Raw genomic sequence first — 24,317 nt, 5'->3', positions numbered from 1 at the left:
AATCGTTGAAGCAAACCACGACCTTCAATCGTGAGAAACGAAAAGATGGGAGAAATCTATGAGTGATAACTCGAAAACACGTGTTGTTGTTGGTATGAGTGGCGGTGTCGATTCATCTGTAACGGCGTTGTTGTTAAAACAACAGGGTTACGATGTCATCGGCATCTTCATGAAAAACTGGGACGACACAGACGAAAATGGCGTCTGTACAGCTACAGAAGATTACAAAGATGTAGCAGCGGTTGCAGATCAAATTGGCATACCTTACTATTCTGTCAACTTTGAGAAAGAATACTGGGATCGTGTCTTTGAATATTTCCTTGCAGAATATCGTGCAGGCCGGACACCAAATCCGGATGTCATGTGTAATAAGGAAATCAAATTTAAGGCCTTCTTAGATTATGCCATGACACTTGGTGCCGATTATGTAGCCACGGGTCACTATGCTCGTGTGGCGCGTGATGAGGATGGCATTGTTCATATGCTACGCGGTGTTGACAACGGGAAGGATCAAACTTATTTCCTAAGCCAGTTGTCACAAGAACAACTTCAAAAAACCATGTTCCCGTTGGGACATTTGGAAAAACCTGAGGTTCGCCGGTTGGCTGAAGAGGCTGGATTGGCAACGGCTAAAAAGAAAGACTCCACTGGGATCTGCTTTATTGGAGAAAAGAATTTCAAAGAGTTTCTAGGGAACTACCTCCCTGCCCAACCAGGCCGAATGATGACCGTAGATGGACGGGATATGGGTGAGCATGCCGGTTTGATGTATTATACGATCGGTCAGCGGGGTGGACTTGGAATCGGTGGCCAACAAGGTGGGGACAATGCTCCTTGGTTTGTCGTTGGTAAAGATCTGAGTCAAAATATTCTGTATGTCGGTCAAGGATTCTATCATGAAGCACTGATGTCAACAAGTTTACAAGCTAGTCAAGTTCACTTTACACGAGAGATGCCAGAAGAGTTTACATTGGAGTGTACAGCCAAGTTCCGTTATCGCCAGCCAGATTCCAAGGTGATGGTTCATGTCAAAGGTGACAAGGCTGAGGTAATTTTTGCAGAACCTCAACGAGCTATTACACCAGGTCAGGCTGTTGTCTTTTACGATGGTGAAGAGTGTCTCGGTGGTGGACTAATTGACAATGCTTATCGAGATGGTAAAGTTTGTCAGTATATTTAAATTGACAAATTTTCTCAATTTGCTACAATAATAAAAGCAATAGAAGTGATGGTCAAAGCTCATGGATGTTGCAGGCTTTTTTGTCCTGCACTTCTCAGAGTTTTGACTATTTTTGTGTCGTTTCAAAAGGAAGTTACATGCAAGAACAGGATTTTCGGACCAAGTCAAACCAAACGGTTTTTGGTGTGAGAGCGACTGCTTTGATTGTAAAAGACAATCGCTTATTAGTCGTAGAAGATGAGGATGGTTTTTATACAATCGGAGGTGCTATTCAAGTGGATGAAGCTACTGAAGATGCCGTAGTTCGAGAAGTAAAAGAGGAACTTGGGGTCGCATCTAGAGCGGTTCAGTTAGCTTTCATTGTTGAAAATCGATTTGAACAAGCTGAGGTCCACTATCATAATATCGAGTTCCATTATTTAGTAGACTTACTGGAAGATGCACCGTTAACCATGCAAGAAGATGCGAAGCCATTACCTTGCCGGTGGCTTGCTTTAGATGATCTACATACTGTTAATCTGAAGCCGGCATTTTTAAAAACCGCCTTACCAGATTGGGACGGACAATTACGACACATCCATCTTAAAGAATAGGAGAAAAAATGACTTATAATTTTATAGAAGAATACGATATTATTGTAATAGGAGCGGGGCATGCTGGGGTAGAAGCCTCCCTTGCTGCGAGCCGAATGGGTTGTAAAGTTTTACTTGCAACCATCAATATCGAAATGTTGGCGTTTTTGCCATGTAATCCTTCGATTGGTGGTTCTGCAAAAGGGATTGTGGTCCGTGAGGTAGATGCTCTCGGTGGAGAGATGGCCAAGAATATTGACAAATCCTATATTCAGATGAAGATGTTGAATACAGGAAAGGGACCAGCTGTTCGTGCGCTTCGTGCTCAAGCAGATAAAGAGCTCTATTCTAAGGAAATGCGTAAGACAGTTGAGAACCAAGAAAACTTGACCCTTCGCCAAACCATGATTGATGAAATTTTGGTAGAAGATGGGAAGGTTATTGGTGTTCGAACTGCGACCCACCAAGAATATGGGGCCAAGGCTGTCATTGTCACGACTGGAACGGCTTTACGTGGAGAAATCATCATTGGGGATCTCAAGTATTCATCAGGCCCTAACCATAGCCTTGCTTCTATCAATTTGGCTGAAAATCTCAAAAATTTAGGACTAGAAATTGGACGGTTCAAAACAGGTACGCCACCACGTGTAAAGGCATCGTCAATCAATTATGAAGAAACGGAAATTCAACCAGGTGATGAGAATCCAAATCACTTTTCTTACAATTCGCGTGACGAGGATTATTTAAAGGATCAAATCCCTTGTTGGTTAACCTATACCAATAGTCAAAGCCACGAAATCATCAACAGCAATTTACACCGGGCTCCAATGTTTACAGGTGTTGTAAAAGGAGTTGGACCTCGCTATTGTCCATCTATTGAAGATAAGATTGTTCGCTTTGCGGATAAGGAACGCCACCAGCTATTCTTGGAGCCAGAAGGACGCAATACAGAAGAAGTCTATGTCCAAGGCTTGTCAACCAGTTTACCAGAAGATGTGCAACGAGATCTGGTTCATTCAATCAAGGGACTTGAGAATGCTGAGATGATGCGAACGGGTTATGCGATTGAGTATGATATGGTCCTCCCACATCAATTGCGGGCAACTTTAGAAACCAAGAAAATCTCAGGTCTCTTTACCGCAGGCCAAACCAATGGAACATCTGGTTATGAAGAAGCTGCTGGCCAAGGAATTGTGGCAGGGATTAATGCTGCGCTGAAAATCCAAGGAAAACCAGAGCTCATCTTGAAACGGAGTGATGGTTATATTGGGGTCATGATCGATGACTTGGTAACCAAAGGAACAGTTGAGCCCTATCGTCTGTTGACTAGCCGTGCAGAATACCGTTTGATTCTTCGTCATGATAATGCAGATATGCGCTTAACAGAAATCGGTCGCGAGGTTGGTTTGGTTGACGATGAACGTTGGGCACGTTTTGAAACCAAGAAGTATCAGTTCGAAAATGAAATGAAGCGCCTTGACAGTATCAAGCTAAAACCTGTAAAGGAAACGAACGAGAAGGTGGCAGCGCTAGGTTTTAAACCATTGACAGATGCTGTCACAGCCAAAGAATTCTTGAGAAGACCAGAAGTATCTTATCAAGATGTTGTCAACTTTATCGGACCAGCAGCTGAAGAACTAGATGATAAGATTATCGAGCTGATTGAAACTGAAATTAAGTACGAGGGTTATATCTCAAAAGCTTTAGATCAGGTTGAAAAAATGAAGCGGATGGAAGAAAAACGAATTCCTGCCAATATTGACTGGGACGATATTGACTCCATCGCAACAGAAGCTCGTCAAAAATTCAAGTTGATTAATCCAGAAACGATTGGTCAAGCTAGCCGGATTTCAGGTGTCAACCCAGCTGACATTTCTATCTTGATGGTGTATCTTGAAGGCAAGAGTCGAAGCATTTCTAAGAATCAAGAAAAAGAATCCTAACTTATTAGGACGTAAATATGTGGAAGAAGTAGCCAAATAGCTACTTCTTTTCTCGTTTTACTGTATATTTACAACAGTGTAAATATACTTTACACTGTTTAACAAATGAGCGACCGGACCTGGATCCCTGTCAGCTTTTTCTTTGGTGGAAAGGCTTGACTGGCCTCGCTTTTTCTTATGTTTTATGGTATAATGGCCCAACAGAGGTTTATAATGAAAAAATTTCGTATGACGCCTATCCATTATTGTATGGTAGGTTTGTTAGCATTTATTATATTAGCCATCAGTTCCAGATTATTGGGTGGCACAATTGCAAATTTATTTGTGATTCTGTTGATTCTTTCCGGTGTCATCTATCTCTTTCTTCATCAATTAAAGCAAGTAGAATTGGATGAGCTAGAACAAATTCAATATGTCAATCATCAGGCTGAAAATGGATTGGCCTCGCTACTGGATAAAATGCCAGTTGGTGTAATCAAGGTAAACGGTGAAACCAATGAAGTTGAGTGGTTCAATCCTTATGCGGAGTTGATTTTCTCTACTGAGGATGGGCAATTCGATGTGGAATACCTGCAACAAGTGTTGGCGATTCCTTTTGAAGGGAAAGGCCATTATGCAACCATTGGAGATAAGAAATATTCTGTTTATCTAGATTCCCAGGCCAGTGTCGTTTATTTTTTTGATGCGTCTAGTGAGTATGAAGCCAACGTTGGTCTTGTAACGACTAGGCCGGTCATCGGGATTATGTCCGTAGACAACTATGATGATTTAGAAGATGTTGTATCTGATTCGGATATCAGTAGCATCAATGGCTTTATTGCAAACTTTGTTGAAGAATTCTCGGAAAAATACCATATGTTTTACCGAAGAGTCGGGATGGATCGCTTTTATCTTTTTACCGACTATACCGTTCTTGAACAATTAATCGAATCCAAATTTTCTATTATTGACCAATTCCGTGAGGAAGCGAAAAATCGTGAATTACCCATTACGGTAAGTATGGGATTCTCATACGGAGATGGCAATCATGATGAAATTGGTAGAGTTGCTTTATCGAATCTAAACTTAGCTGAAGTCCGAGGGGGCGACCAAGCGGTTGTGAAAGAAAAAGAAGAAGGTAAGGATCCTATTTTCTTTGGAGGTGGGACAGCCTCTGCTATCAAGCGCACCCGTACACGAACTCGTGCGATGATGACAGCTATTTCCGAAAAAATTAAATCGGTTGATCAGGTATTTGTTGTTGGCCACAAAAAATTAGACATGGATGCTTTGGGGGCATCGATTGGGATGCAATTATTTGCAAACAATATCAACGAACGCTCTTATGCAGTTTATGATGATACGTCTATGGCTCAGGATATCGAACGAGCGGTTGGAAAAATTCAATCAGATGGAGCGACTAAACTCGTAACGGTTTCAGATGCTCTACGGATGGTAACCGATCAATCCCTTTTGATTATGGTAGACCATTCGAAGATAGCTCTCACGCTTTCAAATGATTTGTATGAGAAGTTTCACCAAGTCATTGTCATTGACCACCATAGACGGGATGAAGACTTCCCTGAAAATGCCATGATCACTTATATTGAAAGTGGCGCAAGTAGTGCCAGTGAGTTGGTTACGGAATTGCTTCAGTTCCAGAATTCTAAGAAGAACCGCTTGAATAAGATACAAGCCAGTGTTTTGATGGCTGGAATTATGTTGGATACCAAGAATTTCTCTGTTCGCGTAACGAGCCGTACATTTGATGTAGCTAGTTATTTACGAAGCCGAGGCAGTGATAGTGTCCTCATTCAGGAAATTTCAGCTATTAATTTCGATGAGTACCGCGAAGTTAATGAGTTGATCCTAAATGGTCAAATGGTATTCCCACATATTATTGTGGCAACAGGAGCAGCAGATGTTCCTTATGGAACGGTTACTATTAGTAAAGCAGCCGATAGTATGTTGGCCATGTCTAAAATTGAGGCGACCTTTGTCATTGCTCTGAATGAACAAGGAAGCATTTCCATTTCAGCTCGAAGCAGAAGCAAAGTTAACGTGCAAAAAATTATGGAGCAAATGGGAGGCGGAGGCCACTTTAATTCGGCGGCTTCTCAATTGGAAGATGTAACCATCGATCAAGTTCGTACCCAATTGATTGACTGTATTCAAGAAGAGGTCCAAAAGGATAAGGAGGAAGAAGAATGAAAGTTATCTTTTTAGCAGATGTAAAAGGAAAAGGAAAAAAAGGGGAAATTAAAGAAGTCCCAACAGGTTATGCTCAAAACTTTTTGATTAAAAAGAATTTAGCCAAAGAAGCTAACGCCCAAGCGATTGGGGAACTTCGCGGTAAGCAAAAATCTGAAGAAAAAGCCCATGCGGAACTAGTTGCAGAAGCGAAAGATATTCAAGCGAAATTAGCAGAAGAAACGACCGTTGTCCAATTTACAGAAAAAATTGGTCCTGATGGACGTACATTTGGTTCGATTACCAATAAAAAAATTGCAGAAGAACTACAAAAACAATTTGGGATCAAAATCGACAAGCGTCACATTCAAGTGGCTTCTCCAATTCGCTCTGTCGGCTTGATTGATGTGCCTGTTAAAATTTATCAGGATATTACAGGTATTATCCAAATTCGAGTAAACGAAGGTTAAGTAAATCGTTAGAAAGGAATGACTATGGCTGAGATAGAAGAATTAAGAACCCAGCCTCAAGATATCCAAGCAGAGCAATCTGTCTTAGGAGCCATCTTTATTGATGAGGGAAAACTGGTTTTTGTTCGTGAGTTTATTGAGCCAGCAGATTTCTTTAAATATGCCCATCGGTTAATTTTTAAGGCGATGATTGACCTTGCAGATAGGGGAGATGCTATCGATGCGACGACCGTTCGCAATATTTTAGATAGCCAAGGGGACTTGCAAAATATCGGTGGTCTCTCTTATCTAGCTGAAGTTATCAACTCTGTTCCGACCTCAGCTAATGCGGAATATTACGCAAAGATTGTTTCCGAAAAAGCGGTTCTAAGACGCTTGATTGCTCGTTTAACGGAGAGCATTAATCAAGCATACGATGGAGCGAGTCCGTCGGATGAGATTATTGCAGGCGCAGAAAAAGCCCTGATTGATGTTAGTGAAAATGCCAATCGAAGTGGTTTTAAGAATATCAAGGATATCCTAAATATCAACTTTGGAAGTCTTGAAACTCGCTCATTGCAGACAACGGATATTACGGGGATTGCAACAGGTTATCGAGATCTTGATCATATGACAACAGGTCTTCATGAAGAAGAGTTGATTATTCTTGCGGCTCGTCCAGCGGTTGGTAAGACTGCCTTCGCTCTAAACATTGCCCAAAATATCGGAACCAAGTTGGATAAAACAGTTGCTATTTTCTCACTGGAAATGGGGGCTGAAAGTTTGGTGGACCGGATGTTGGCAGCAGAGGGCTTGATTGAGTCTCATTCTATTCGTACCGGTCAGTTGACAGATGATGAGTGGCGGAAATATGCCATTGCCCAAGGAAATCTAGCCAATGCCAGCATTTATATAGATGATACTCCTGGTATTCGGATTACAGAAATTCGATCTCGTTCTAGAAAGTTAGCACAAGAAACTGGTAATCTTGGCTTGATCCTTATCGACTACTTGCAGTTGATTACAGGGACTGGACGAGAAAACCGGCAACAGGAAGTTTCAGAAATCTCTCGTCAATTAAAAATTTTGGCGAAAGAATTGAAGGTTCCTGTGATTGCCCTTAGTCAGCTATCTCGGGGAGTCGAACAACGACAAGATAAGCGGCCGGTTCTATCTGATATCCGTGAATCAGGATCCATCGAGCAGGATGCAGATATTGTTGCCTTCCTATACCGTGATGACTATTATGAACGTGCAGGTGAGGAAGAAGAAGGCTTGCCGAATAACAAGGTTGAAGTCATCATTGAAAAAAACCGTTCAGGAGCGCGTGGAACAGTGGAGTTAATCTTCCAGAAAGAATATAATAAGTTCTCCAGCATATCAAAGAGAATAGAGGAATAATGGATGAGTGATGCATTTACAGATGTAGCAAAAATGAAAAAAATCAAAGAAGAAATCAAGGCTCATGAAGGCCAAATTGTGGAAATGACCTTGGAAAATGGTCGTAAACGTCAAAAAAATAAGTTTGGTCGATTAATTGAAGTCTATCCTTCTTTGTTTATTATTGAATACACTAATGAAAACAGTTTACCTGGTGAACCAGCAACAACCTATGTTGAATCGTATACTTACTCAGATATTTTGACTGAGAAAAATCTGATTCATTACTTAGACTAATCTGGCTAGGGTGAGCTACAACTTCCAACCGTCTCTTCTTGGAGATGGTTTTTTTGATGTCCTTAACATATCATAAAGATTTGTTGTGTAAATTTATTGACAAAGATGTCAATTTCACAATCATATCTGTCAATATTAGACAGGGGGATCTTTTGAAGAGAAATCTCATCTATATTCTTCATATCACTAAAATAGAGGGACTTAGGAGGTTATTAGAACAATCATGATTGACAGGTTGTAAATAAGGGTGTAAAGATTCCTGTAAACAGATAGGATAGGGAAGTGGATACATGTATATCCAAGTCAAAATATGGGATTTAGAAAGCCCCTAGCTAGAAAACCTCATTTTGCTTTTCATTTATAGAAAGAAACCAAAAAAATGAGAAAGCAACTTTACAAGGGCTGGTATTAGTGGTATAATAGAATTTGTGCGAAATGACAGCAGGACAAAATGAAGCTCGTCAACAGGAAGCCAGCTAGAAAAGTAACCTTTGCTGTTTGGGCGAAGGCTTTCTGAACGAATCAGGTTTGTCTAAAACGTTATTTCCTACAAAAAATTATTTTTATAGGAGGACATTTCAAATGTCACGTTATACAGGACCATCTTGGAAACAATCTCGCCGTCTTGGCTTGTCACTTACAGGTACAGGTAAAGAATTGGCACGTCGTAACTACGTACCAGGTCAACACGGACCAAACAACCGTTCAAAATTGTCAGAATACGGTTTGCAATTAGCTGAAAAACAAAAACTTCGTTTCTCTTACGGACTTGGTGAAAAACAATTCCGTAACTTGTTCGTACAAGCTACTAAGATCAAAGAAGGAACTGTCGGTTTTAACTTCATGCTTCTTTTGGAACGTCGTTTGGATAACGTTGTTTACCGTCTTGGACTTGCGACTACTCGTCGTCAAGCTCGTCAATTCGTTAACCACGGTCACATCCTTGTTGACGGAAAACGCGTTGATATCCCTTCATACCGCGTAACTCCAGGTCAAGTGATCTCAGTTCGTGAGAAATCAGCTAAAGTTCCAGCTATCCTTGAAGCTGTTGAAGCAACTCTTGGACGTCCAGCATTCGTATCATTCGATGCTGAAAAATTGGAAGGTTCATTGACTCGTTTGCCAGAACGCGATGAAATCAACCCAGAAATCAACGAAGCACTTGTCGTTGAATTCTACAACAAAATGCTTTAATTTTAAGAAAAAACTTGCAGAAAGCCTACAACAGTGGGCTTTTTGTTTTGTCTTAAAGCGTTGATTTCTGGGTTTGCTTAGATATTTGCTAGATTGATTCCATAGCCGTTTCAAAGAATGAGACGGCTTTTTTGGCGTTTTCTTTTGAGAGATGGCTGTATATATCCATGGTCATACTGATTTGTGAATGACCTAGGCGGTGCTGAAGCTCCTTGTAAGGTATGCCAGAGTTAAGCAGTAAACTAGCGTGGGTATGACGGAAACCGTGAAAGCCAATGTTAGGAACGCCAGCACGTTTGAAGTGGGTTCTTAACCTGGTTTGTAAGGTTCGATTATTGGGGTACTCATGTATGAAGTCAGAAAAGACCACAGTTTCAGAGCGTCCGAGTTGCCAAGCCTCTTGTATTTGCCTACGTTTATATTGCTTGAGCATAGCGACTGTTTGGCGGTCTATGTCTATATCCCGATAGCTAGACTTTGATTTTGGGCTATTGATCTCTTGCTTATAGTTTAGGGTCTTTGTGACGTGGACAAGGGCACCGTTTAAGTCAATATCAGACCAGCTAAGCGCCAGAGCCTCATTGATACGGCAACCAGTGGCCAGTAGGAAGTTGTAAAGTGTAACCTCGTAAAAATGGCGGTACTTGCTACTGTCTAAACTATCTAGATAGCCAAGAAACTTTTTAAGTTCCTGATTGTCAAAGTGTTTGATCTTGTGGCGGTTTGCTTTTTGATTGTTTCGAGGTAGCAAGACCTCACGAGCTGGATTGAATGGGATAGCTTGCATAACTACGCCATACTGTAATATACGCTTGTTTAGCGCGTGGATTTTGTCATAATGCAGATAAGCCCTAGGTTCGCCTTTATTGGTCTTTTCTGCTAGTTTGTTGACAATGGACTGAATGAGTGGAGTTGTCAGCTTATCGAGCTTGTAGGAGCCAAAGAGAGGCAAAACATGACCTTCTAGGAGCCTTCTAGTAGCGTCCTGACTATTTGGCTTTACTGTATGCTTGTGGTTATCCCACCATAGTCTAGCCAGCTCCTCGTAGGTGGATATAGTAGAGGCTTGAAACCTAGTGGATCCATTTATCTTAAAGTCTATAACGGCGTCTTGCGCTTTTTGTTTTACCTCTTTTTTGGTTCGGCCCGTGATTTTTGTTGTGACTTGTTTACCTGTTACCTGGTCAATGCCCAGATAGATACTAGAGCGATAGACTATTGACCCGTCTTTTTTACTATGTTGCGTTATTTTCATGATGATAAACCTTTCTAAAATACATCAGCAGGCAAGCTATTATTAAAAAGGTTTTAGTTTGTGGTTTAAATCACGCTAGGGCTTCACAGTTTGCCCTGTATTCGATTTTAAAGAGTCGGACGGTAAATTTGTACCAGAATAAAAAAACAAGGCGAATATGGGGGAGTTTTGTCTATTTCAAGTATTTGCAACTCAAAAAAGGGAAGCAACAATTAAGCTACTTCCCTGGAGCGCAAAGGCTCAAAGTTTAAAAATATGAGGGTAAACCTCTAAGTAACTTAATTATAGAGTAAACTTATATTACTGTCAATCTTTTAGGTAAAGGTCTTTTAATTTTGTATCAATTCTATCTAAAGTTTCATTACTAACCCTGATTTTCCCACAAGGATCTAAATCGTTTAAATAGATGATTCTATCTTTACTTATTGTTCTTATTTGGTCACATTTTGCGTAGGAAACTTTGTTGAATTTTTCATAATGTTTAAATAGATTTTTTAGCTTTTTTAATGAAGCTGATAAAACTTCCATCCCTGTACCATCGTTATACATTTTTTTGGCTTTTTCAGGGTTGTAGTAATCTTTGTATTCCTCAAATAACTCTTTATAAATATCTTCGGATTCCCCTAAATCAAAAGAGGTTATCTCAGTCAATATATAGTGACATATTGAAAAATAGTCAAAATCAAGTTTTGCTAAAATAGAGATCAGAAAGGGGTTAGATTTACTTTGAATAACTTCATCAATCTTAACGGAAAACTTTTTTTCTTTTGAACTAATTGGAAGTACAGTCAAATTTCTTGATTTTGGAGAATCATTTTTATTTAAGACTACAGCCCAGTGTCTATTTGATAATTCAGACCCAATGTTAATTCCAAAATCTACAAAGATTAAAGAACCACGCTTCAGAACATTGTAACTCTTGCTAGTATTTTGTGTTTCTGACAAGAATAGATTAGATTCTTTTTCTAGCCAATTAGGCAAAAAGCGGAATTTGTTATTTTTGGGAAATGTAGAATGAACTTTTTCAAAGTTTTTCGAAGCCTTTAAAATCTGTTTGTTTTGTATTGTCATTTATCCCTCTTTTTTTAAATCTCCTAGACCTACGACTTCGCCGATGGTTTAAATATTGTGGAGCGTGGGTTAGTTGCTAAAGTGTTCCTCAATATTTTTTCTTAAATCATTTAAGTGATTTTGAATATCCTTATAATAATCATATTCAATAGTATCGATAATATCATTTTTTTCAATATATATATGATTTTTAGAGATACCTATGCCACCTTGATCATGATTGTAAATGAGCTGATTAATTTCAGATTGAGCAGAAGCGATTTTTTTTCGTAAACTATACCCCAAGATATTGCGATCTTTTGTACCTATTTTTTCAATTATTTCATTCACCTCAAGAATGACATTACCGTAACTATCAATTTTATTATTCAGGCTATTAATGAGGTTAGAGATTTCTGAATGAATATACGAGGTATTCAATTCTTTTTCACGAAAAATAACATTTTTTAAGCGAGATATATACTCATGCGTGATTAAAGATAGTACGTTTTTATAAGCGTATTCTCTTGCTTCTCGTTGTTTTGTTGTCAATAGCATTTCATTCTTTTCTGAACTGTCAGAAAGATCGAGATCTTTGAAAATTTCAACAATTCCAGGGTTTATAATCGATGACTGGAGAACACGACCAAAAACACTTTGATTAAATGCTAATTTCCCCTCGATATATTCAATATCCATCTGGTCATTGTCAAAATTGAGTATTTCATCAATCTTATTGAAGATCATTTCAAATACTTCAGATTCTTTATCGTTATCTAGTAATTCACTTAAGGAACTGGTAGATATAGTATCGATAAATCTAAGATCCAAAAAAGATTTTTTGACATTAAAAAAGTCCGCTATTTTTTGTAAATTTCCAGCAGTAGGTAATGATTTCCCTTTAACATATCCAGTGATTGTGCTTTTGGGAATATTTAGAGAGTTATGGAGGTCAATTTGTCTAATCCCTTTTTGTTCCAAAAGTAGGTTTAACCTACTAGAGAAATACTCTCTATTTTTAATATCTTGAGGACTATTTTTAGCCATCTTTTCTAACTCCTTAACTCTAAGTTATACATAGATTATAACACAAACAGATACACAAAGTACGAAAAAAATAAAACTTTTTTTGAAATCCGTTGACAAAGTACGAAAAAAATAGTACAATTAAGATAACAAAAATTAGGAGGAAATGTTTTTCATGAAACAAATAACCTTAAGAGGTGCACGTATATCAGCAGGTTTCACACTTCGTGAGGTAGGTGAAACAATTAACAGAAGTTTTCAGACTATAGCGAAGTACGAAAAAGATAGCACTAAAATTCCGCTAGATCTATTACAGGAGTTGAGTGCTCTTTATAATGTTCCGATGGATTTTATTTTTTTAGGAAAAAGTACGAAAAAAATAGTACTAAAATAGAAAGGAGCTGACCAATGGAACTAGTCTACATGGACGGCAAGAAAGAACCGTATACGCTAAGCAGTATTGTGGCAGAATGTGCAGAAGTTAAGCACAGACATTTAAAAATTTTGCTGAATAAACACCGAGAGGACTTTGAGAGCTTTGGAAAGGTGCAATTTAAAATTTCACCTTCAGAGAGCGGGCAAAATGTACGGGACTATATTTTGAATGAGCAACAAGCAACATTGCTTATCACTTATTTACGAAACACCGAACCCGTCAAAGAGTTTAAAAAGAACCTAGTCAAAGCATTCTTTGAAATGCGAGAGGAGCTTTCTAAGTTTCGTATGCAGAGGGCTCTAGAAAAGCCAAAAAGAAAAACACTGCATGATAGCATTGAAAACTGGGAACAAGCACCAAAGCACGCGCACAGCACCATGAATAACTTACTACTAAAGGCAGTGACCGACAGGAACGCTAAGCAGTTAGTAGAAGAACGTGGGGGCTACAATGGCATTGATAGTTTGACCAGCGAGGAGTTGGAACAGTACCAAGCATTTGAGGATATGGCGATAGCTATGATTAGCTTAAATATGAGCTATCAGGAAATAAAGGCCATGATATTCAGAAATAAAAAAACACGCCTAGAAAGCGCGTGATCGCAACAAAAAAAAGGCTTAGCAATAACCACACCGCAGAGCCTTTCACACTATCACTAAAACGAAATCAACAAAAAGCAGGCAAGCTATTATTAAAGAGGTTTTAGTAAAGATTTATACCTAGATTATAGCATATTGGGGTATAAGACGTAAAGAGATGTACAGAGGGTACAAAAGAGGAGAAAACTATTATGACAAAAACAACTTATGAAATTTTAAGCAATAAAATGAACAATATCGGTAAAGAACTATGTCAAATTGGGAAAGAGAATAATTTACATAGATTATCACTTTTATCAGGTCAATTAGGAGACCTAAAGGAAGATCTAGCAAGGTTACTTTGGTTAGAATTGCCAGAACTAAACGATAGCAAAAAAATTGAGAACATTTCTAAAAGCACTACAGGAATGGTTTTCCACGCGGGTATTTTTGAAATGGACGCAATGCGACAAGCGTTTTTCAAAAGACAAGCACAAACATTCTTTAAGACCGAAGAAGAGCAACAGGAATATGTAACTTATACAGAAAATCTATATTTAGAATCAACAAAAACTTTCAAAGAAATCATGAAAGACACTAATCAAAATTTACCTAATTCAAACCGTCAAGAAAAACGTGAACGAAATATAGGGCAATTTGTAGCAGTTATCAGTAGCAATGCAACACACAAGAGATAAGAAACGAGGCTAAGGCTATGGTAGCAACAGACCTAAATAAAACGAATGGATACGGTTCAGACAGCGTCCTGAAATTGTATCCTAACCCTGAAAAAATGCCAGATGAGCCATATTTTACTAAAGAGATTTTTCTAAATATGTGTTTGAGTGATGCGAAAAAATTAGCAGTAACCAGAGGCTTATTATCTTTTACACAGATAGATCAACAGGTAATGGGTATTATCCAAAGTACTATAGATACAATCATGGAAAATCAAGAAACCATACTTTATGGCGTAATGAATGGGCAAATAACCTTTGTAAATAAAGCTGGTAAGGGGGAAATGAATGAGCCTAACCGTAAATGACAAGCGAGTATTAAAATTAATAAAAGTAGGGGCTGAGCACTCAATTACAGGGGCAGAAATCAGCCTAATTACCAAGTTATCAGAAAGAACAGTACAGGATATTATCAGCCGTCTGATCACGCGCTATAGCATTCCTATCGTCGGTGTACGTAATGGAGCTTTTAGAGGGTATTTTATCCCAGCCAATCAGGAAGAGCTATTGGACGGTGCAAAGGCCTTCTATAACCAAGTACAAGAGGAGCAGAAGCGTCTAACTGTCCTTTTAAATGCTGATTTAGAGAGCTATAAGCCATTACTGAAAGGAGATAATGAATATGTTTAGTCTCAGTAAAGAGAGCGAGCAAGAGCTAGCTCATGGCGTTTTAGATCTTGTTGAGAATTACTTGGGGGCGCGTGATACAATCAAACCACGATTAACGGGTTTGATTTCGGCTCAGGTAGCTATGGAAGAATTGGACATAAAATATAAGACGTTACAAAAGTGGGAAAATGCAGGTCTAAGACGCTACCAGCCCCCGCTAGAAGATACTAGGAAGATCTATTATAGAGTTTCTGACATCTGGAAGTTTTTGGGGGTGGAAAATGGCAAAGACTAAAATCTATTTTTGGCTGAAAGTTGATAAAAAGTTTTTTGACAATATTTTTATCAAGCGGCTTAAAAACACGCCAGGCGGTTATACTATGACAGTGATATATATCCGCTTAATGCTAGAAAGTTTAGAAAGTGACTGCATTCTGTACTATGAGGGGTACTTTAATGAACTGACTGAAGAATTGGCTTTAAAGTTAGATGTGTCCGAAGATGATATTCAAATGACTATGGCCTATTTTACAAAATGCGGTCTGATCCAAGTAGATGGAGATAAAAACGCTGAACTACTCCAAGCCAAAGCCATGATAGAAAGTGAAACAAACTGGGCGGGTTATAAAAGAGAACAGAGAAAACAAGCTAAATTGGACACTGTCCAAAATAAAAGGAAAAAATCCAACTCGTGTCCAACAGAGATAGAGATAGAGATAGAGATAGAGATAGAGAAAGAGATAGAGTTAGAAGAAGAGATAGATAAAAAACCCTCTGCTACTGAAATTTCTAGTTACTACCAAAAGCGCATAGGGATTATAGACGGACAACAGTACCAGATATTGATCGACTACCTCACTCTTGACGGTATGGAGCTAGAGGTTATCAAGACTGCCATAGACAAGGCGGCAGATAACAGCAAGCGATCTTTTAGCTATATCAATTCAATACTCAAGAACTGGAGAAATAACGGCATTAGAACCATGGTACAAGTCGAAGACGAACAGAGACAGTTTCAGAAAAAGAAACAAGGTCAGTCTGACGATGATATTCAAGACCCGTTTACCTACTGACGGAGAGGGGAAACAATGAAATTACTGAATGCAGACCAGCTCAATGAAAAGATAAAGGTCACTGATGAGTTTTGTCCAACTCATCAGATTAACCTTGTACAATTTAAAAAGCCAGATGGTTGTACATCTTCCTACTGCATGGAATGTACTAGGGAGGATATTAAAAAGACAGAGATAGAGGGCATAGAAAAAGCCTTAGGGCATAATCTGGACTATTCAACCTATGATGTGCTAGCGCGTGAAAGTACGGTGTCAAATGAGCTGAGAGAGGCCTCTTTTAGCACTTTCAAAGTAGAGACAAAAGAGGAACACAAGGCCAAGGAGTTCGCTATCAATCAAGCTAAACAATATCTAGACGGTATGAAAGGGAATACGCTATTTATGGGCGATTCTGGGACGGGAAAAAGTCATTTGACTTATTCCATGGCCAGAGCTTTAAACGAGGGTTACAAGGCCAAGGGAGAGCCTAAGAGCGTGTTATTTGTCAGCATATCAGAGATAGTCACTCGTATTCAATCTGGCTGGCAATATAAAAATAGCGATTTTACAGAGCATGACGCTGTAAAGCTATTGACAGAGGTTGACTTCCTTTTCATTGATGATTTAGGAACAGAAAGTACAATGAACAGTCAGAAGATCGAAGCGAATAACTGGATTCAAACTTTCCTTTTCAAAGTCTTTGACAAACGAGAAACAACAATCATCAATACTAACCATAACGGGCAAGAGTTGGCGAGGATATATAATAAAAAGCTAGTCAGTCGAATAGGTAAACAGTCAGAGGGAAATGTATTCAAAATGACAGGCATTAAAGATAAGAGAATGAAACGCAACTTCTAAAAGCAGTCAAAGCAGGAGTTAATAAATCGAGCTTATCCCAAAAATGAAGAATAGCAAGAAATACTACAAACTGGGTATAAATGACACCGTAAAATAGGAATATAAACAATAGGCGGTCTCTTAGATCTTTAGATCTTTGGTGATCGCCTTAGTTTGTAAAAAAGAGGTGCAGAAAATGGATCTATCAAAGAGATTGAAACGACTGGAAACCATACAGCGAGATAAAAACAAGCATACAACTATTGAGGTATGGCTGGGAGAGTGGGACGAAAAAGAAAATGATTATCCAAAAAGTTTAAGATCACATGATAAGACAATAGTTTTTAAAAATGAGAATGAGTTTAAAGAATGGATAAACTCAAATGACGTTATAAAAGTAACAGGCGAAGAATAATCTAAATTTTGAATTGATAGGAGGTGTTAAATATTACAAACTTGAAACCAAAACAAGAGTTGTTCTTGATAGCACTTGTGAGTGAGCCTACTATGGATAAGGCGATAGAAAGAGCAGGAATAACAAAGAAAACCGCTTATAGGTATTTGAAGAATAAAGACTTTTCTGCAGAATACTCACGATTAAGACAGGAAATGCTCAAACGTTCTACAAGTATGCTATTACAAGCGAGCGGGAGGGCTGTAGAGGTTTTGTATGAAGTAGCAGACAATACAAAAGCAAGCCCATACGCAAGGGTACAGGCTTGTAAAACGATTCTGGAGATGGCATACAAGGGCATGGAGATAGAAGATCTTAAAACACGGATAGAAGCCCTAGAACTTGAAATAAACAAAGGATATTAAAAACATTTTGTTTTAGTAGTCTAGGTTTGAACCTAGAGCGAACCACGAGAAATGGTTATGATAGGAGATGAAATATGAACGCAAAACAGCGCTTAGATCGCTTGAAAAACTATGAGACAGACGTAGAAACGTTAAATAATGAATTGATAGCGTTAAAGTCATTAGTTCTAAAAGGACAGGTTCTTTCCCATGATCTAATAAGGACAAAGAGAGGGAACAAAACGGAAGAATTAAATATCAGTATAATCGATAAATCAGATCAAATCTATCAGAAACTTGAGCAGTTACTAGATGAGCGAACAGAAACAGTAGAAGCGATTGAGAGGCTGGGAGATCCACTAGAGAAACTTGTATTAAGGTATTTCTATATTCATGGTTATTCAAGGGAAAGGACAGCACGAACGCTAGACCGTTCGGCAAGCACTATCAGCCATATTAAAAGTAGCGCAATTCGTAATTTAGAGGCTATTTTAGCCCCTGTTATTAAATAACGGGGCTATACTTCATTCAGAAAGAGGACGCGCCCTATTTTGTACGAAAAATTCCCTTTTTGGAGAAACAAAAATCTATCAAAAAGGATATAATTACACTGTGAAACACCATTACCTCTTCTATTTATCTTGTTGTGAAAGAAGGTTACAAATTGTTCGAGTTAAATAAAATCATAGGTATAGACGACAGTCGTAACAACATTCTAGTTACACTAACAGACGGCCGTTGCGCTCTAGTTGATAAAGAGAGAAAAGTTTTTGTTGTTGAAATCCTTTTAGATTCTTTTTATAAGTGGATGAGCTTTTCGGATAACTACATTGAGGAAGATGTTGATAATGTAAAAAGTATTTTAGCTAACCCTCAAGGAGTTGGTTATGGTCCACTTGCTGAAAGCTATATATCCGACACGAAAGTGAAGCAAGAATTTGACAAAATAAAAAAAGAAATCGGCTATGAATATTAAGCACCTAGAGAAATCTGAGTGCTTTTTCTTTTCTTTTACGAATAATAAAGCAGGGGGTGATATGGTCTAATTTATATAGACATGAAAAAACGGTCAAGATATGCTATAATTTAACTATGTGGTAGGCGGTCGAGCACCCATAGGTGCGCGGTTGTCTACCATTTTTTGATATGGTATATCAAAAGCACGCGCCTTTTTTGTGTTAAAAATTCTTTTAAAGACTTTTAAAATGTGAAACGTGTATAAAATATGATATAATTCAAGTAGGTGGTAGGACATCGAGCACCCATAGGTGCGCGGTAGCCTACCATTTTTAGAAATACAAAAAGGAACTAATCCCGATAGATGTTCTAATTTTTTTAATGATCTTTTGAAATATTAATAATAAGGATTTTCTGATGATCGAAATTAGTATATAGGACATTGCTGAATTAATATGGAATAAATTTGGTGAAATATTATTGAATAACCATCGTAAATAATGTACAATTATTGTACAAGCGGATTACTTTACTTATAACTTAAGAAAAGAGGTGGTATATATGGGTGAAAAGTTGTATGAACAATTTGTTGATTTGTTGAGAGAAAAATATCCAGCATTAGCACTAGACAAAGTAATTACCGATATTGAGGCTGCTGTTGAACAATTTGGTATAAAAGTAAAATATTCTGATATGTCACATATTAAAAGTGACGAGGAAGTAAGTGGTTATGCGCATGTAGTGAATGGTTTGCCAGAAATTGTAGTAAATGGATTGCAAAGTGATCGTCGTCAACGCTTTACAATTGCTCATGAGTTAGGACATATTTTATTGCATTGGAGATGGCTTCCTGGGAAAAGGCTCCCAAATGAATTAGTAGAAATATCTTATCGTAAAGAAGTTTATTTGACAGAAGATGAAAAGCAACGTGAAAGACAGGCAGATAACTTCGCGGCAGAGTTTTTAGCTCCCCTTAAAAATGTATTGGATTTTCTACCGACGATTGAAAATAAAGATAAAGAAGTAGAAATATCTGAAATATCTGAGAAATTCAAGATTTCAAACCCCGCTGCCTATTACCGATGGAAAAAAGTGAAAGAGGCGGTAAATGAGTAATGAAAATCAAGAATACTATGAGTGGGTAGAACAAATAAATCAGGATGCTGGTTCATCTCAAGAGCAGAGTGAGTTTCCTTCGGATGCAGATGTAAGACAGCAGATACTTGACAACGATGCTTCTGATAACACTTTTGATGATCGTCAGGCGTTTGAAACACATATAAAAGAGATGAGAAAGGTGCTAGAAGAGGAACAAAACCAGAAGAGGAAGTTTCGAACCCTAGCGACTTATATAGCATTAGGAGCAGTAATTTACTCGATAGTAGCTATCACTCTGTTATTCGGTTATTTAGTTGTTTGCAGAAAGTATATACCTGAAAGTCCAGTGCTTATCGCAATTTCTGTTACTTTTGTTGCTAATATTATTGGATTGGCTACGATAGTTTTCAAATATGTCTTTAGCAGTACAAAGGAGACGGCAGATTATATTAGAACGATTAAAAGAGTGAGTGATTAACCCTAACCAAGGTTGGGGTTTTTTGTTTTAAGAGGATAACTAAAAAAGCACCGTGCGAGGGTGCTAGATCTTGCCTGCTGAACTCGTAAAATAGTAGAGCTGAAAAGCTCTATTTTTGCTTAGACTTTTGCTTATATATCAAGAAAATCTAAGAGAATAGAAGAAAATAGAATTATCATAGAACCCTTATGTATCATGGGTTAATGGCTTGTAAAGAACTCTTACGCCATCAAATTTTTACAATACAACAAAATGCTTTAATTTTAAGAAAAAACTTGCAGAAAGCCTACAACAGTGGGCTTTTTGTTTTGTCTTCAATCCTCGATTTCTGGGTTTGTTCAGTTATTTGCTCCCTAAGTTTACTTCATAGAAAGAAATGTCCGCCTGTAAAAATAGGCGGTTTTTCTTTTACAAAATAAATAACAACTCTCCTGATTTGGAGATTTTTGTGACCAAATACCTAAAATAATAAACAAAATAGCGATTTTTTCTTCTCAGATTGTCCATTTTGTTAAGATGAAACAAACGATTGGAAAGGGTTCTTATGGGATTTAAGAAAAAACATTATCGCCAACAAGTTGATATGAGAGACTGCGGTGTTGCTGCTTTGGCCATGGTCTTTGGCTACTATGGCTCATACTATTCTTTGGCCAGTCTGCGGGAGAAGGCAAAAACGACTGCAGATGGAACGACCGCCTTAGGTCTGGTCAAGGTGGCTGAGGAGTTGGGATTTGAGACACGCGCCTTCCGAGCAGATCGCACACTTTTTGACTTGGAAGGAGTGACCTATCCATTGATTGTCCACGTGATCAAGGATGGGCGTCTCCCTCATTATTACGTAGTCTATAAGAAAGATAAAAAGCATCTTTACATAGCCGATCCAGATCCAAAGGTAAAGATGACCAAATTGACGATCGAGGAGTTTGAAAAGGAATGGACAGGGATTGTCATTGCCTTGGCCCCGACTCCAGCCTATCAACCAAGTAAAGAAAAGAAAAATGGGCTTTTAGATTTTGTCCCTCTTTTGTTTAAACAGCGGCAATTGGTTCTGCATATTGTTCTTGCAACGTTATTGGTGACCCTCATCAATATTGTGGGTTCTTACTACCTACAATCGATTATTGATACCTATGTGCCTGATCAGATGAAGCAGACGCTGAGTGTGATTTCACTAGGGTTGATCGTGGTTTACATCTTACAGCAAGTCCTGACCTATGCGCAAGATTACTTGCTTCTTGTTTTAGGCCAACGCTTGTCTATTGATGTCATTCTATCCTATATTAAGCATGTTTTTCAGTTGCCTATGAGTTTCTTTGCGACTCGACGGACAGGAGAAGTGGTGTCACGTTTTACAGATGCCAACCGCATTATCGATGCTCTGGCTAGTACGCTGCTCTCAATCTTTTTGGATCTGTCTATTGTTTTGATTTTATCAGTAGTCCTGTTTAGCCAAAATGCTCACCTCTTTTTCTTGACTATTCTCTTGCTACCGATTTATGCGGTCATTATTTTTGCCTTTATGAAGCCTTTTGAGCGCTTAAATAATGAAACCATGGAAGCTAATAGTGTTTTGTCTTCTTCCATCATCGAAGATATCAATGGGATCGAAACCATCAAGTCTCTTACCAGTGAGCGGAGCCGCTATCAAAAGATTGACTCAGAATTTGTGGACTATCTCAAGAAGTCCTTTGCCATGAGCAAGGCGGAGAGTCTACAAAAGGGGCTCAAGCACTTGGCCCAGTTGATTTTGAATGTCTTGGTCTTGTGGTTGGGAGCTCATTTGGTCATGAAGCAAGAATTGAGCTTGGGGCAGTTGATCACCTACAACACTCTCCTTGTTTATTTCACAGGCCCTTTAGAGAACTTGATCAACCTCCAAACCAAACTTCAAGCAGCCCGAGTGGCCAATACCCGTCTGAATGAAGTCTATTTGATAGACTCTGAGTTCGCAGAGAAGAAGCCTCTTCAAGATCGTGAGGCTCTCGATGGTGATCTGGTTTTTGAGGGAGTGGACTACAAGTACGGTTTTGGAGCTAACGTTCTTACCGATATCAGTCTCACGATCAAAAAAGGGAGCAAGGTAAGTTTTGTTGGTATTTCAGGTTCTGGAAAAACCACGCTAGCTAAGATGATGGTGAATTTCTACCAACCCAATAAAGGGACGATTCGTCTGGGAGGAACGGATATCCAGCAAGTGGATAAGACCTTGCTTCGCCAGCAAATCAATTATTTACCCCAGCAGCCCTATGTCTTTAATGGTACGATTTTAGAGAACTTGTTACTGGGAGCGCGGGAAGGAACTAGTCAGGAAGATATCTTGCGCGCTGTTGAAATCGCAGGAATTCGAGAAGACATTGAGCGTATGCCTCTCAATTACCAAACGGAATTGACTACGGATGGCATGGGAATCTCTGGTGGTCAACGGCAACGGATTGCCTTGGCGCGTGCCTTATTAACGGACGCTCCGATTTTGATTTTGGATGAAGCGACCAGCAGCCTGGATATCTTGACGGAGAAGAAAATTGTGGACCGCTTGATGGCCTTAGACAAAACGATTATCTTTATCGCCCATCGGTTAACGATTGCAGAACGGTCTGAAAAAGTCTTCCTCATGGACCAAGGTCGTCTGAAAGAAGAAGGGAGCCATGAAGAACTGCTGAAAAAGAATGGCTATTACAGCCATTTGGTTACTTGTTAAGAGAGGACTAGGAGAAAAAAAGAAAGTATGATGAACGAAAAATATTTTGAAAGTGCAGAATTCTATCAGAAACGTTTCCATAATTTTGCTAGTTTATGGGTAGTCCCTTGTTTTCTTTTACTATTGTTTGTTGTAGGCTTCTCTGTCTTTGCCAAGAAGGAAGTGACCTTGTCTAGTCGTGGGACGATTGAAGCTACGCGCGTGGTGGACCAAATCCAGTCAACGAGTAATTCTCCCATTCAAGTCAACCATTTGAAGGAAAATAAAGAGATTAAGAAGGGAGAAATCTTGGTAGAATACCAAGGGGATCAGGAAAAGCAACAAGGGATGAGCTTAACGCAACAGCTCGACCTCTTAAAGAAACAGGAGGAACAATTAAAATTGTTGAAAACGAGCATTGAGACCGGGGAGAGCCAATTTACAGGAAATGAGCATTTTGGGTATGACCAGCTGTTTAAGGATTACCAGCAACAAATAGCGATTCTCCAAGCGCAAGCCCATCAACAAAATGCAACCATTGCTTCTCAAAATGCCAGTGCAAGTTCCAGTCAAGCAGAAATTGGCCAAGCTATCCAAGACCAAGAGAAGCGATTAACTGATTACCATAGTCTAAAATCAGCTCTACTAGAGGGAAGAAGTCTGGATGCGACTCATCCACTTTACTCTCTCTACCAGAGTTACGCTCAGCAACCACATGGAGAAGAAAACGCTCAAGCACAAGCTTCTTTTATCAGTCAGCTAGATAGTCAAATCCAGCAGTTAGAGGCGAGTATTTCTAATTATCGCATCCAATATGCGGGATCTGGAAGCCAACAAGCTTTTTCGACCAGCTTAGATAGTCAAATAGCCTCTCTGAAAGCTCAACAGCTGAGTAAAGTTGGACAAGATTTACTGCTTCTTTCTCAGCAAATTGCAGATTTAGACAGTAAGTTAAAAACACAAGAAAATCTTCTTCAGAAGACTCGGATTCTAGCCAAGAATGAAGGGGTGATTCATTTGAATGATGAAACAAAAGGAGCAAGTATTGTAGCGGAAGGTACTCCTTTGGCTCAAGTTTATCCTCTCATTCAGAAAGAAAAAGAAGTCAAGATTGTCACCTATATTCCTTCAAAAGATATAGCAACGATTCATGTAGGTGATCGGATTCGCTTTAGCACACAGGGAAGTAAACAAAAACCAATTACGCTAGAGGCCCGTATTAGCTCAATTGCTTCGAGTGCCACTCGAACAGAACAGGGGAACTTTTTCAAAATAGAGGGAGTTCTTCGTCTCAAGGATCAGGAGGCCAAACTCCTACGATACGGTTTGGAAGGGAAGTGTGTCCTGATCACAGGAGAAAAATCTTACTTCAGTTTCTTTGTGGATCAATTTTTAGGAGCAGGGAACTAAAGAAACATAACATAAAAGAGGCTGGGACAAAAGTCCTAGCCTCTCAATTGTCTTTGGATTATCGAGCAAGACGCAGTGGTTGACTGGGCTCTACCACGCTGATTTCATCAGCTTTTACAGCCCTACTCAACT

27 protein-coding genes are annotated in these 24,317 nt (G+C 38.9%); 24 read left to right on the top strand and 3 right to left on the bottom strand.

The window, feature by feature from the left end; translation table 11 throughout:
• Nucleotides 1–58: 58 nt before the first annotated feature.
• The 8 genes from mnmA (at nt 59) to rpsD (ending at nt 9,184) form a co-directional block, all read left to right on the top strand.
• Nucleotides 59–1,180 (top strand): tRNA 2-thiouridine(34) synthase MnmA, encoded by a 1,122-nt coding sequence (gene mnmA / locus ADF75_RS09385; protein WP_048789931.1) that lies wholly within the window; start codon nt 59–61, stop codon nt 1,178–1,180.
• A gap of 137 nt (nt 1,181–1,317) precedes the next feature.
• Nucleotides 1,318–1,773: an NUDIX hydrolase gene (locus tag ADF75_RS09380; RefSeq protein WP_048789930.1), complete on the top strand. Its 456-nt coding sequence runs from the start codon at nt 1,318–1,320 to the stop codon at nt 1,771–1,773.
• 8 nt (nt 1,774–1,781) lie between these two features.
• Nucleotides 1,782–3,695, top strand: a complete 1,914-nt coding sequence (mnmG, locus tag ADF75_RS09375) for a tRNA uridine-5-carboxymethylaminomethyl(34) synthesis enzyme MnmG (RefSeq protein WP_048690979.1) — start codon at nt 1,782–1,784, stop codon at nt 3,693–3,695.
• Nucleotides 3,696–3,908: 213 nt separating this feature from the next.
• Complete coding sequence (locus ADF75_RS09370; protein WP_414716342.1) at nt 3,909–5,885, top strand: DHH family phosphoesterase; 1,977 nt, start codon at nt 3,909–3,911, stop codon at nt 5,883–5,885.
• A complete protein-coding gene (gene rplI / locus ADF75_RS09365) occupies nt 5,882–6,334 on the top strand; it encodes a 50S ribosomal protein L9 (protein WP_048690977.1) in 453 nt (150 codons plus the stop codon). Before ADF75_RS09370 ends, rplI begins: the two co-directional genes overlap by 4 nt.
• A gap of 24 nt (nt 6,335–6,358) precedes the next feature.
• Nucleotides 6,359–7,714: a replicative DNA helicase gene (gene dnaB / locus ADF75_RS09360; RefSeq protein ID WP_048690975.1), complete on the top strand. Its 1,356-nt coding sequence runs from the start codon at nt 6,359–6,361 to the stop codon at nt 7,712–7,714.
• Between the two features lie 3 nt (nt 7,715–7,717).
• Nucleotides 7,718–7,990, top strand: a complete 273-nt coding sequence (locus ADF75_RS09355) for a Veg family protein (RefSeq protein ID WP_006595358.1) — start codon at nt 7,718–7,720, stop codon at nt 7,988–7,990.
• A 582-nt stretch (nt 7,991–8,572) separates the two neighbouring features.
• The gene (rpsD, locus tag ADF75_RS09350; RefSeq protein ID WP_003009175.1) at nt 8,573–9,184 is read left to right on the top strand and encodes a 30S ribosomal protein S4; all 612 of its coding nucleotides are present in this window, start codon (nt 8,573–8,575) and stop codon (nt 9,182–9,184) included.
• 88 nt (nt 9,185–9,272) lie between these two features.
• On the opposite strand, the gene ADF75_RS09345 is transcribed toward rpsD, so the two are convergent.
• The 3 genes from ADF75_RS09345 to ADF75_RS09335 all read right to left on the bottom strand — a co-directional run bounded on the left by ADF75_RS09345 (nt 9,273) and on the right by ADF75_RS09335 (nt 12,536).
• Nucleotides 9,273–10,439 carry a tyrosine-type recombinase/integrase gene (locus ADF75_RS09345; protein WP_048789928.1) on the bottom strand — a complete coding sequence of 389 codons (1,167 nt, stop codon included), beginning with the start codon at nt 10,437–10,439 and terminating at the stop codon, nt 9,273–9,275.
• A gap of 306 nt (nt 10,440–10,745) precedes the next feature.
• Nucleotides 10,746–11,510 (bottom strand): type II toxin-antitoxin system PemK/MazF family toxin, encoded by a 765-nt coding sequence (locus ADF75_RS09340; protein ID WP_048789927.1) that lies wholly within the window; start codon nt 11,508–11,510, stop codon nt 10,746–10,748.
• A 69-nt stretch (nt 11,511–11,579) separates the two neighbouring features.
• Nucleotides 11,580–12,536: a helix-turn-helix domain-containing protein gene (locus ADF75_RS09335; RefSeq protein WP_048789926.1), complete on the bottom strand. Its 957-nt coding sequence runs from the start codon at nt 12,534–12,536 to the stop codon at nt 11,580–11,582.
• 154 nt (nt 12,537–12,690) lie between these two features.
• Here ADF75_RS09335 and ADF75_RS09330 point away from each other — a divergent pair, with 154 nt between their 5' ends.
• The 16 genes from ADF75_RS09330 (at nt 12,691) to ADF75_RS09255 (ending at nt 24,185) form a co-directional block, all read left to right on the top strand.
• Nucleotides 12,691–12,909 (top strand): helix-turn-helix domain-containing protein, encoded by a 219-nt coding sequence (locus ADF75_RS09330; RefSeq protein ID WP_048789948.1) that lies wholly within the window; start codon nt 12,691–12,693, stop codon nt 12,907–12,909.
• A 14-nt stretch (nt 12,910–12,923) separates the two neighbouring features.
• Nucleotides 12,924–13,550 (top strand): Rha family transcriptional regulator, encoded by a 627-nt coding sequence (locus tag ADF75_RS09325; RefSeq protein ID WP_048789925.1) that lies wholly within the window; start codon nt 12,924–12,926, stop codon nt 13,548–13,550.
• Nucleotides 13,551–13,741: 191 nt separating this feature from the next.
• Nucleotides 13,742–14,227 carry a hypothetical protein gene (locus ADF75_RS09320; protein ID WP_048789924.1) on the top strand — a complete coding sequence of 162 codons (486 nt, stop codon included), beginning with the start codon at nt 13,742–13,744 and terminating at the stop codon, nt 14,225–14,227.
• A 17-nt stretch (nt 14,228–14,244) separates the two neighbouring features.
• Nucleotides 14,245–14,574: a hypothetical protein gene (locus ADF75_RS09315; RefSeq protein ID WP_048789923.1), complete on the top strand. Its 330-nt coding sequence runs from the start codon at nt 14,245–14,247 to the stop codon at nt 14,572–14,574.
• A complete protein-coding gene (locus ADF75_RS09310) occupies nt 14,555–14,896 on the top strand; it encodes a DNA-binding phage protein (RefSeq protein WP_048789922.1) in 342 nt (113 codons plus the stop codon). The genes ADF75_RS09315 and ADF75_RS09310 overlap by 20 nt, the downstream gene beginning before the upstream one ends.
• On the top strand, nt 14,889–15,170 hold the full coding sequence (locus tag ADF75_RS09305) for a hypothetical protein (protein ID WP_048789921.1): 282 nt from the start codon (nt 14,889–14,891) through the stop codon (nt 15,168–15,170). Before ADF75_RS09310 ends, ADF75_RS09305 begins: the two co-directional genes overlap by 8 nt.
• Nucleotides 15,157–15,948 carry a DnaD domain protein gene (locus ADF75_RS09300; protein ID WP_048789920.1) on the top strand — a complete coding sequence of 264 codons (792 nt, stop codon included), beginning with the start codon at nt 15,157–15,159 and terminating at the stop codon, nt 15,946–15,948. The genes ADF75_RS09305 and ADF75_RS09300 overlap by 14 nt, the downstream gene beginning before the upstream one ends.
• 15 nt (nt 15,949–15,963) lie before the next feature.
• A complete protein-coding gene (locus ADF75_RS09295) occupies nt 15,964–16,788 on the top strand; it encodes an ATP-binding protein (RefSeq protein WP_048789919.1) in 825 nt (274 codons plus the stop codon).
• A 175-nt stretch (nt 16,789–16,963) separates the two neighbouring features.
• Nucleotides 16,964–17,182 carry a hypothetical protein gene (locus tag ADF75_RS09290; RefSeq protein WP_048789918.1) on the top strand — a complete coding sequence of 73 codons (219 nt, stop codon included), beginning with the start codon at nt 16,964–16,966 and terminating at the stop codon, nt 17,180–17,182.
• 41 nt (nt 17,183–17,223) lie between these two features.
• The gene (locus tag ADF75_RS09285; RefSeq protein ID WP_239665215.1) at nt 17,224–17,586 is read left to right on the top strand and encodes a phage replication protein; all 363 of its coding nucleotides are present in this window, start codon (nt 17,224–17,226) and stop codon (nt 17,584–17,586) included.
• 74 nt (nt 17,587–17,660) lie between these two features.
• A complete protein-coding gene (locus ADF75_RS09280; protein ID WP_048789917.1) occupies nt 17,661–18,077 on the top strand; it encodes a sigma factor-like helix-turn-helix DNA-binding protein in 417 nt (138 codons plus the stop codon).
• Nucleotides 18,078–18,229: 152 nt separating this feature from the next.
• Nucleotides 18,230–18,541 carry a hypothetical protein gene (locus ADF75_RS09275; RefSeq protein ID WP_048789916.1) on the top strand — a complete coding sequence of 104 codons (312 nt, stop codon included), beginning with the start codon at nt 18,230–18,232 and terminating at the stop codon, nt 18,539–18,541.
• A gap of 542 nt (nt 18,542–19,083) precedes the next feature.
• Nucleotides 19,084–19,638 carry an ImmA/IrrE family metallo-endopeptidase gene (locus tag ADF75_RS09270; RefSeq protein WP_048789915.1) on the top strand — a complete coding sequence of 185 codons (555 nt, stop codon included), beginning with the start codon at nt 19,084–19,086 and terminating at the stop codon, nt 19,636–19,638.
• Nucleotides 19,631–20,098, top strand: a complete 468-nt coding sequence (locus tag ADF75_RS09265) for a hypothetical protein (RefSeq protein ID WP_048789914.1) — start codon at nt 19,631–19,633, stop codon at nt 20,096–20,098. The genes ADF75_RS09270 and ADF75_RS09265 overlap by 8 nt, the downstream gene beginning before the upstream one ends.
• Nucleotides 20,099–20,642: 544 nt before the next feature.
• On the top strand, nt 20,643–22,796 hold the full coding sequence (gene comA / locus ADF75_RS09260; RefSeq protein WP_048789913.1) for a peptide cleavage/export ABC transporter ComA: 2,154 nt from the start codon (nt 20,643–20,645) through the stop codon (nt 22,794–22,796).
• Nucleotides 22,797–22,823: 27 nt separating this feature from the next.
• Entirely contained in the window at nt 22,824–24,185 is a 1,362-nt protein-coding gene (locus ADF75_RS09255) for a bacteriocin secretion accessory protein (protein WP_048789912.1), read from the top strand.
• Nucleotides 24,186–24,317 lie beyond the last annotated feature (132 nt).

This window comes from Streptococcus sp. 1171_SSPC, assembly GCF_001069335.1.
Lineage (GTDB): Bacteria > Bacillota > Bacilli > Lactobacillales > Streptococcaceae > Streptococcus > Streptococcus xiaochunlingii.
Note: the sequence above shows the minus strand (reverse complement) of the source record. Positions and strands in the feature narration are given on the sequence as shown.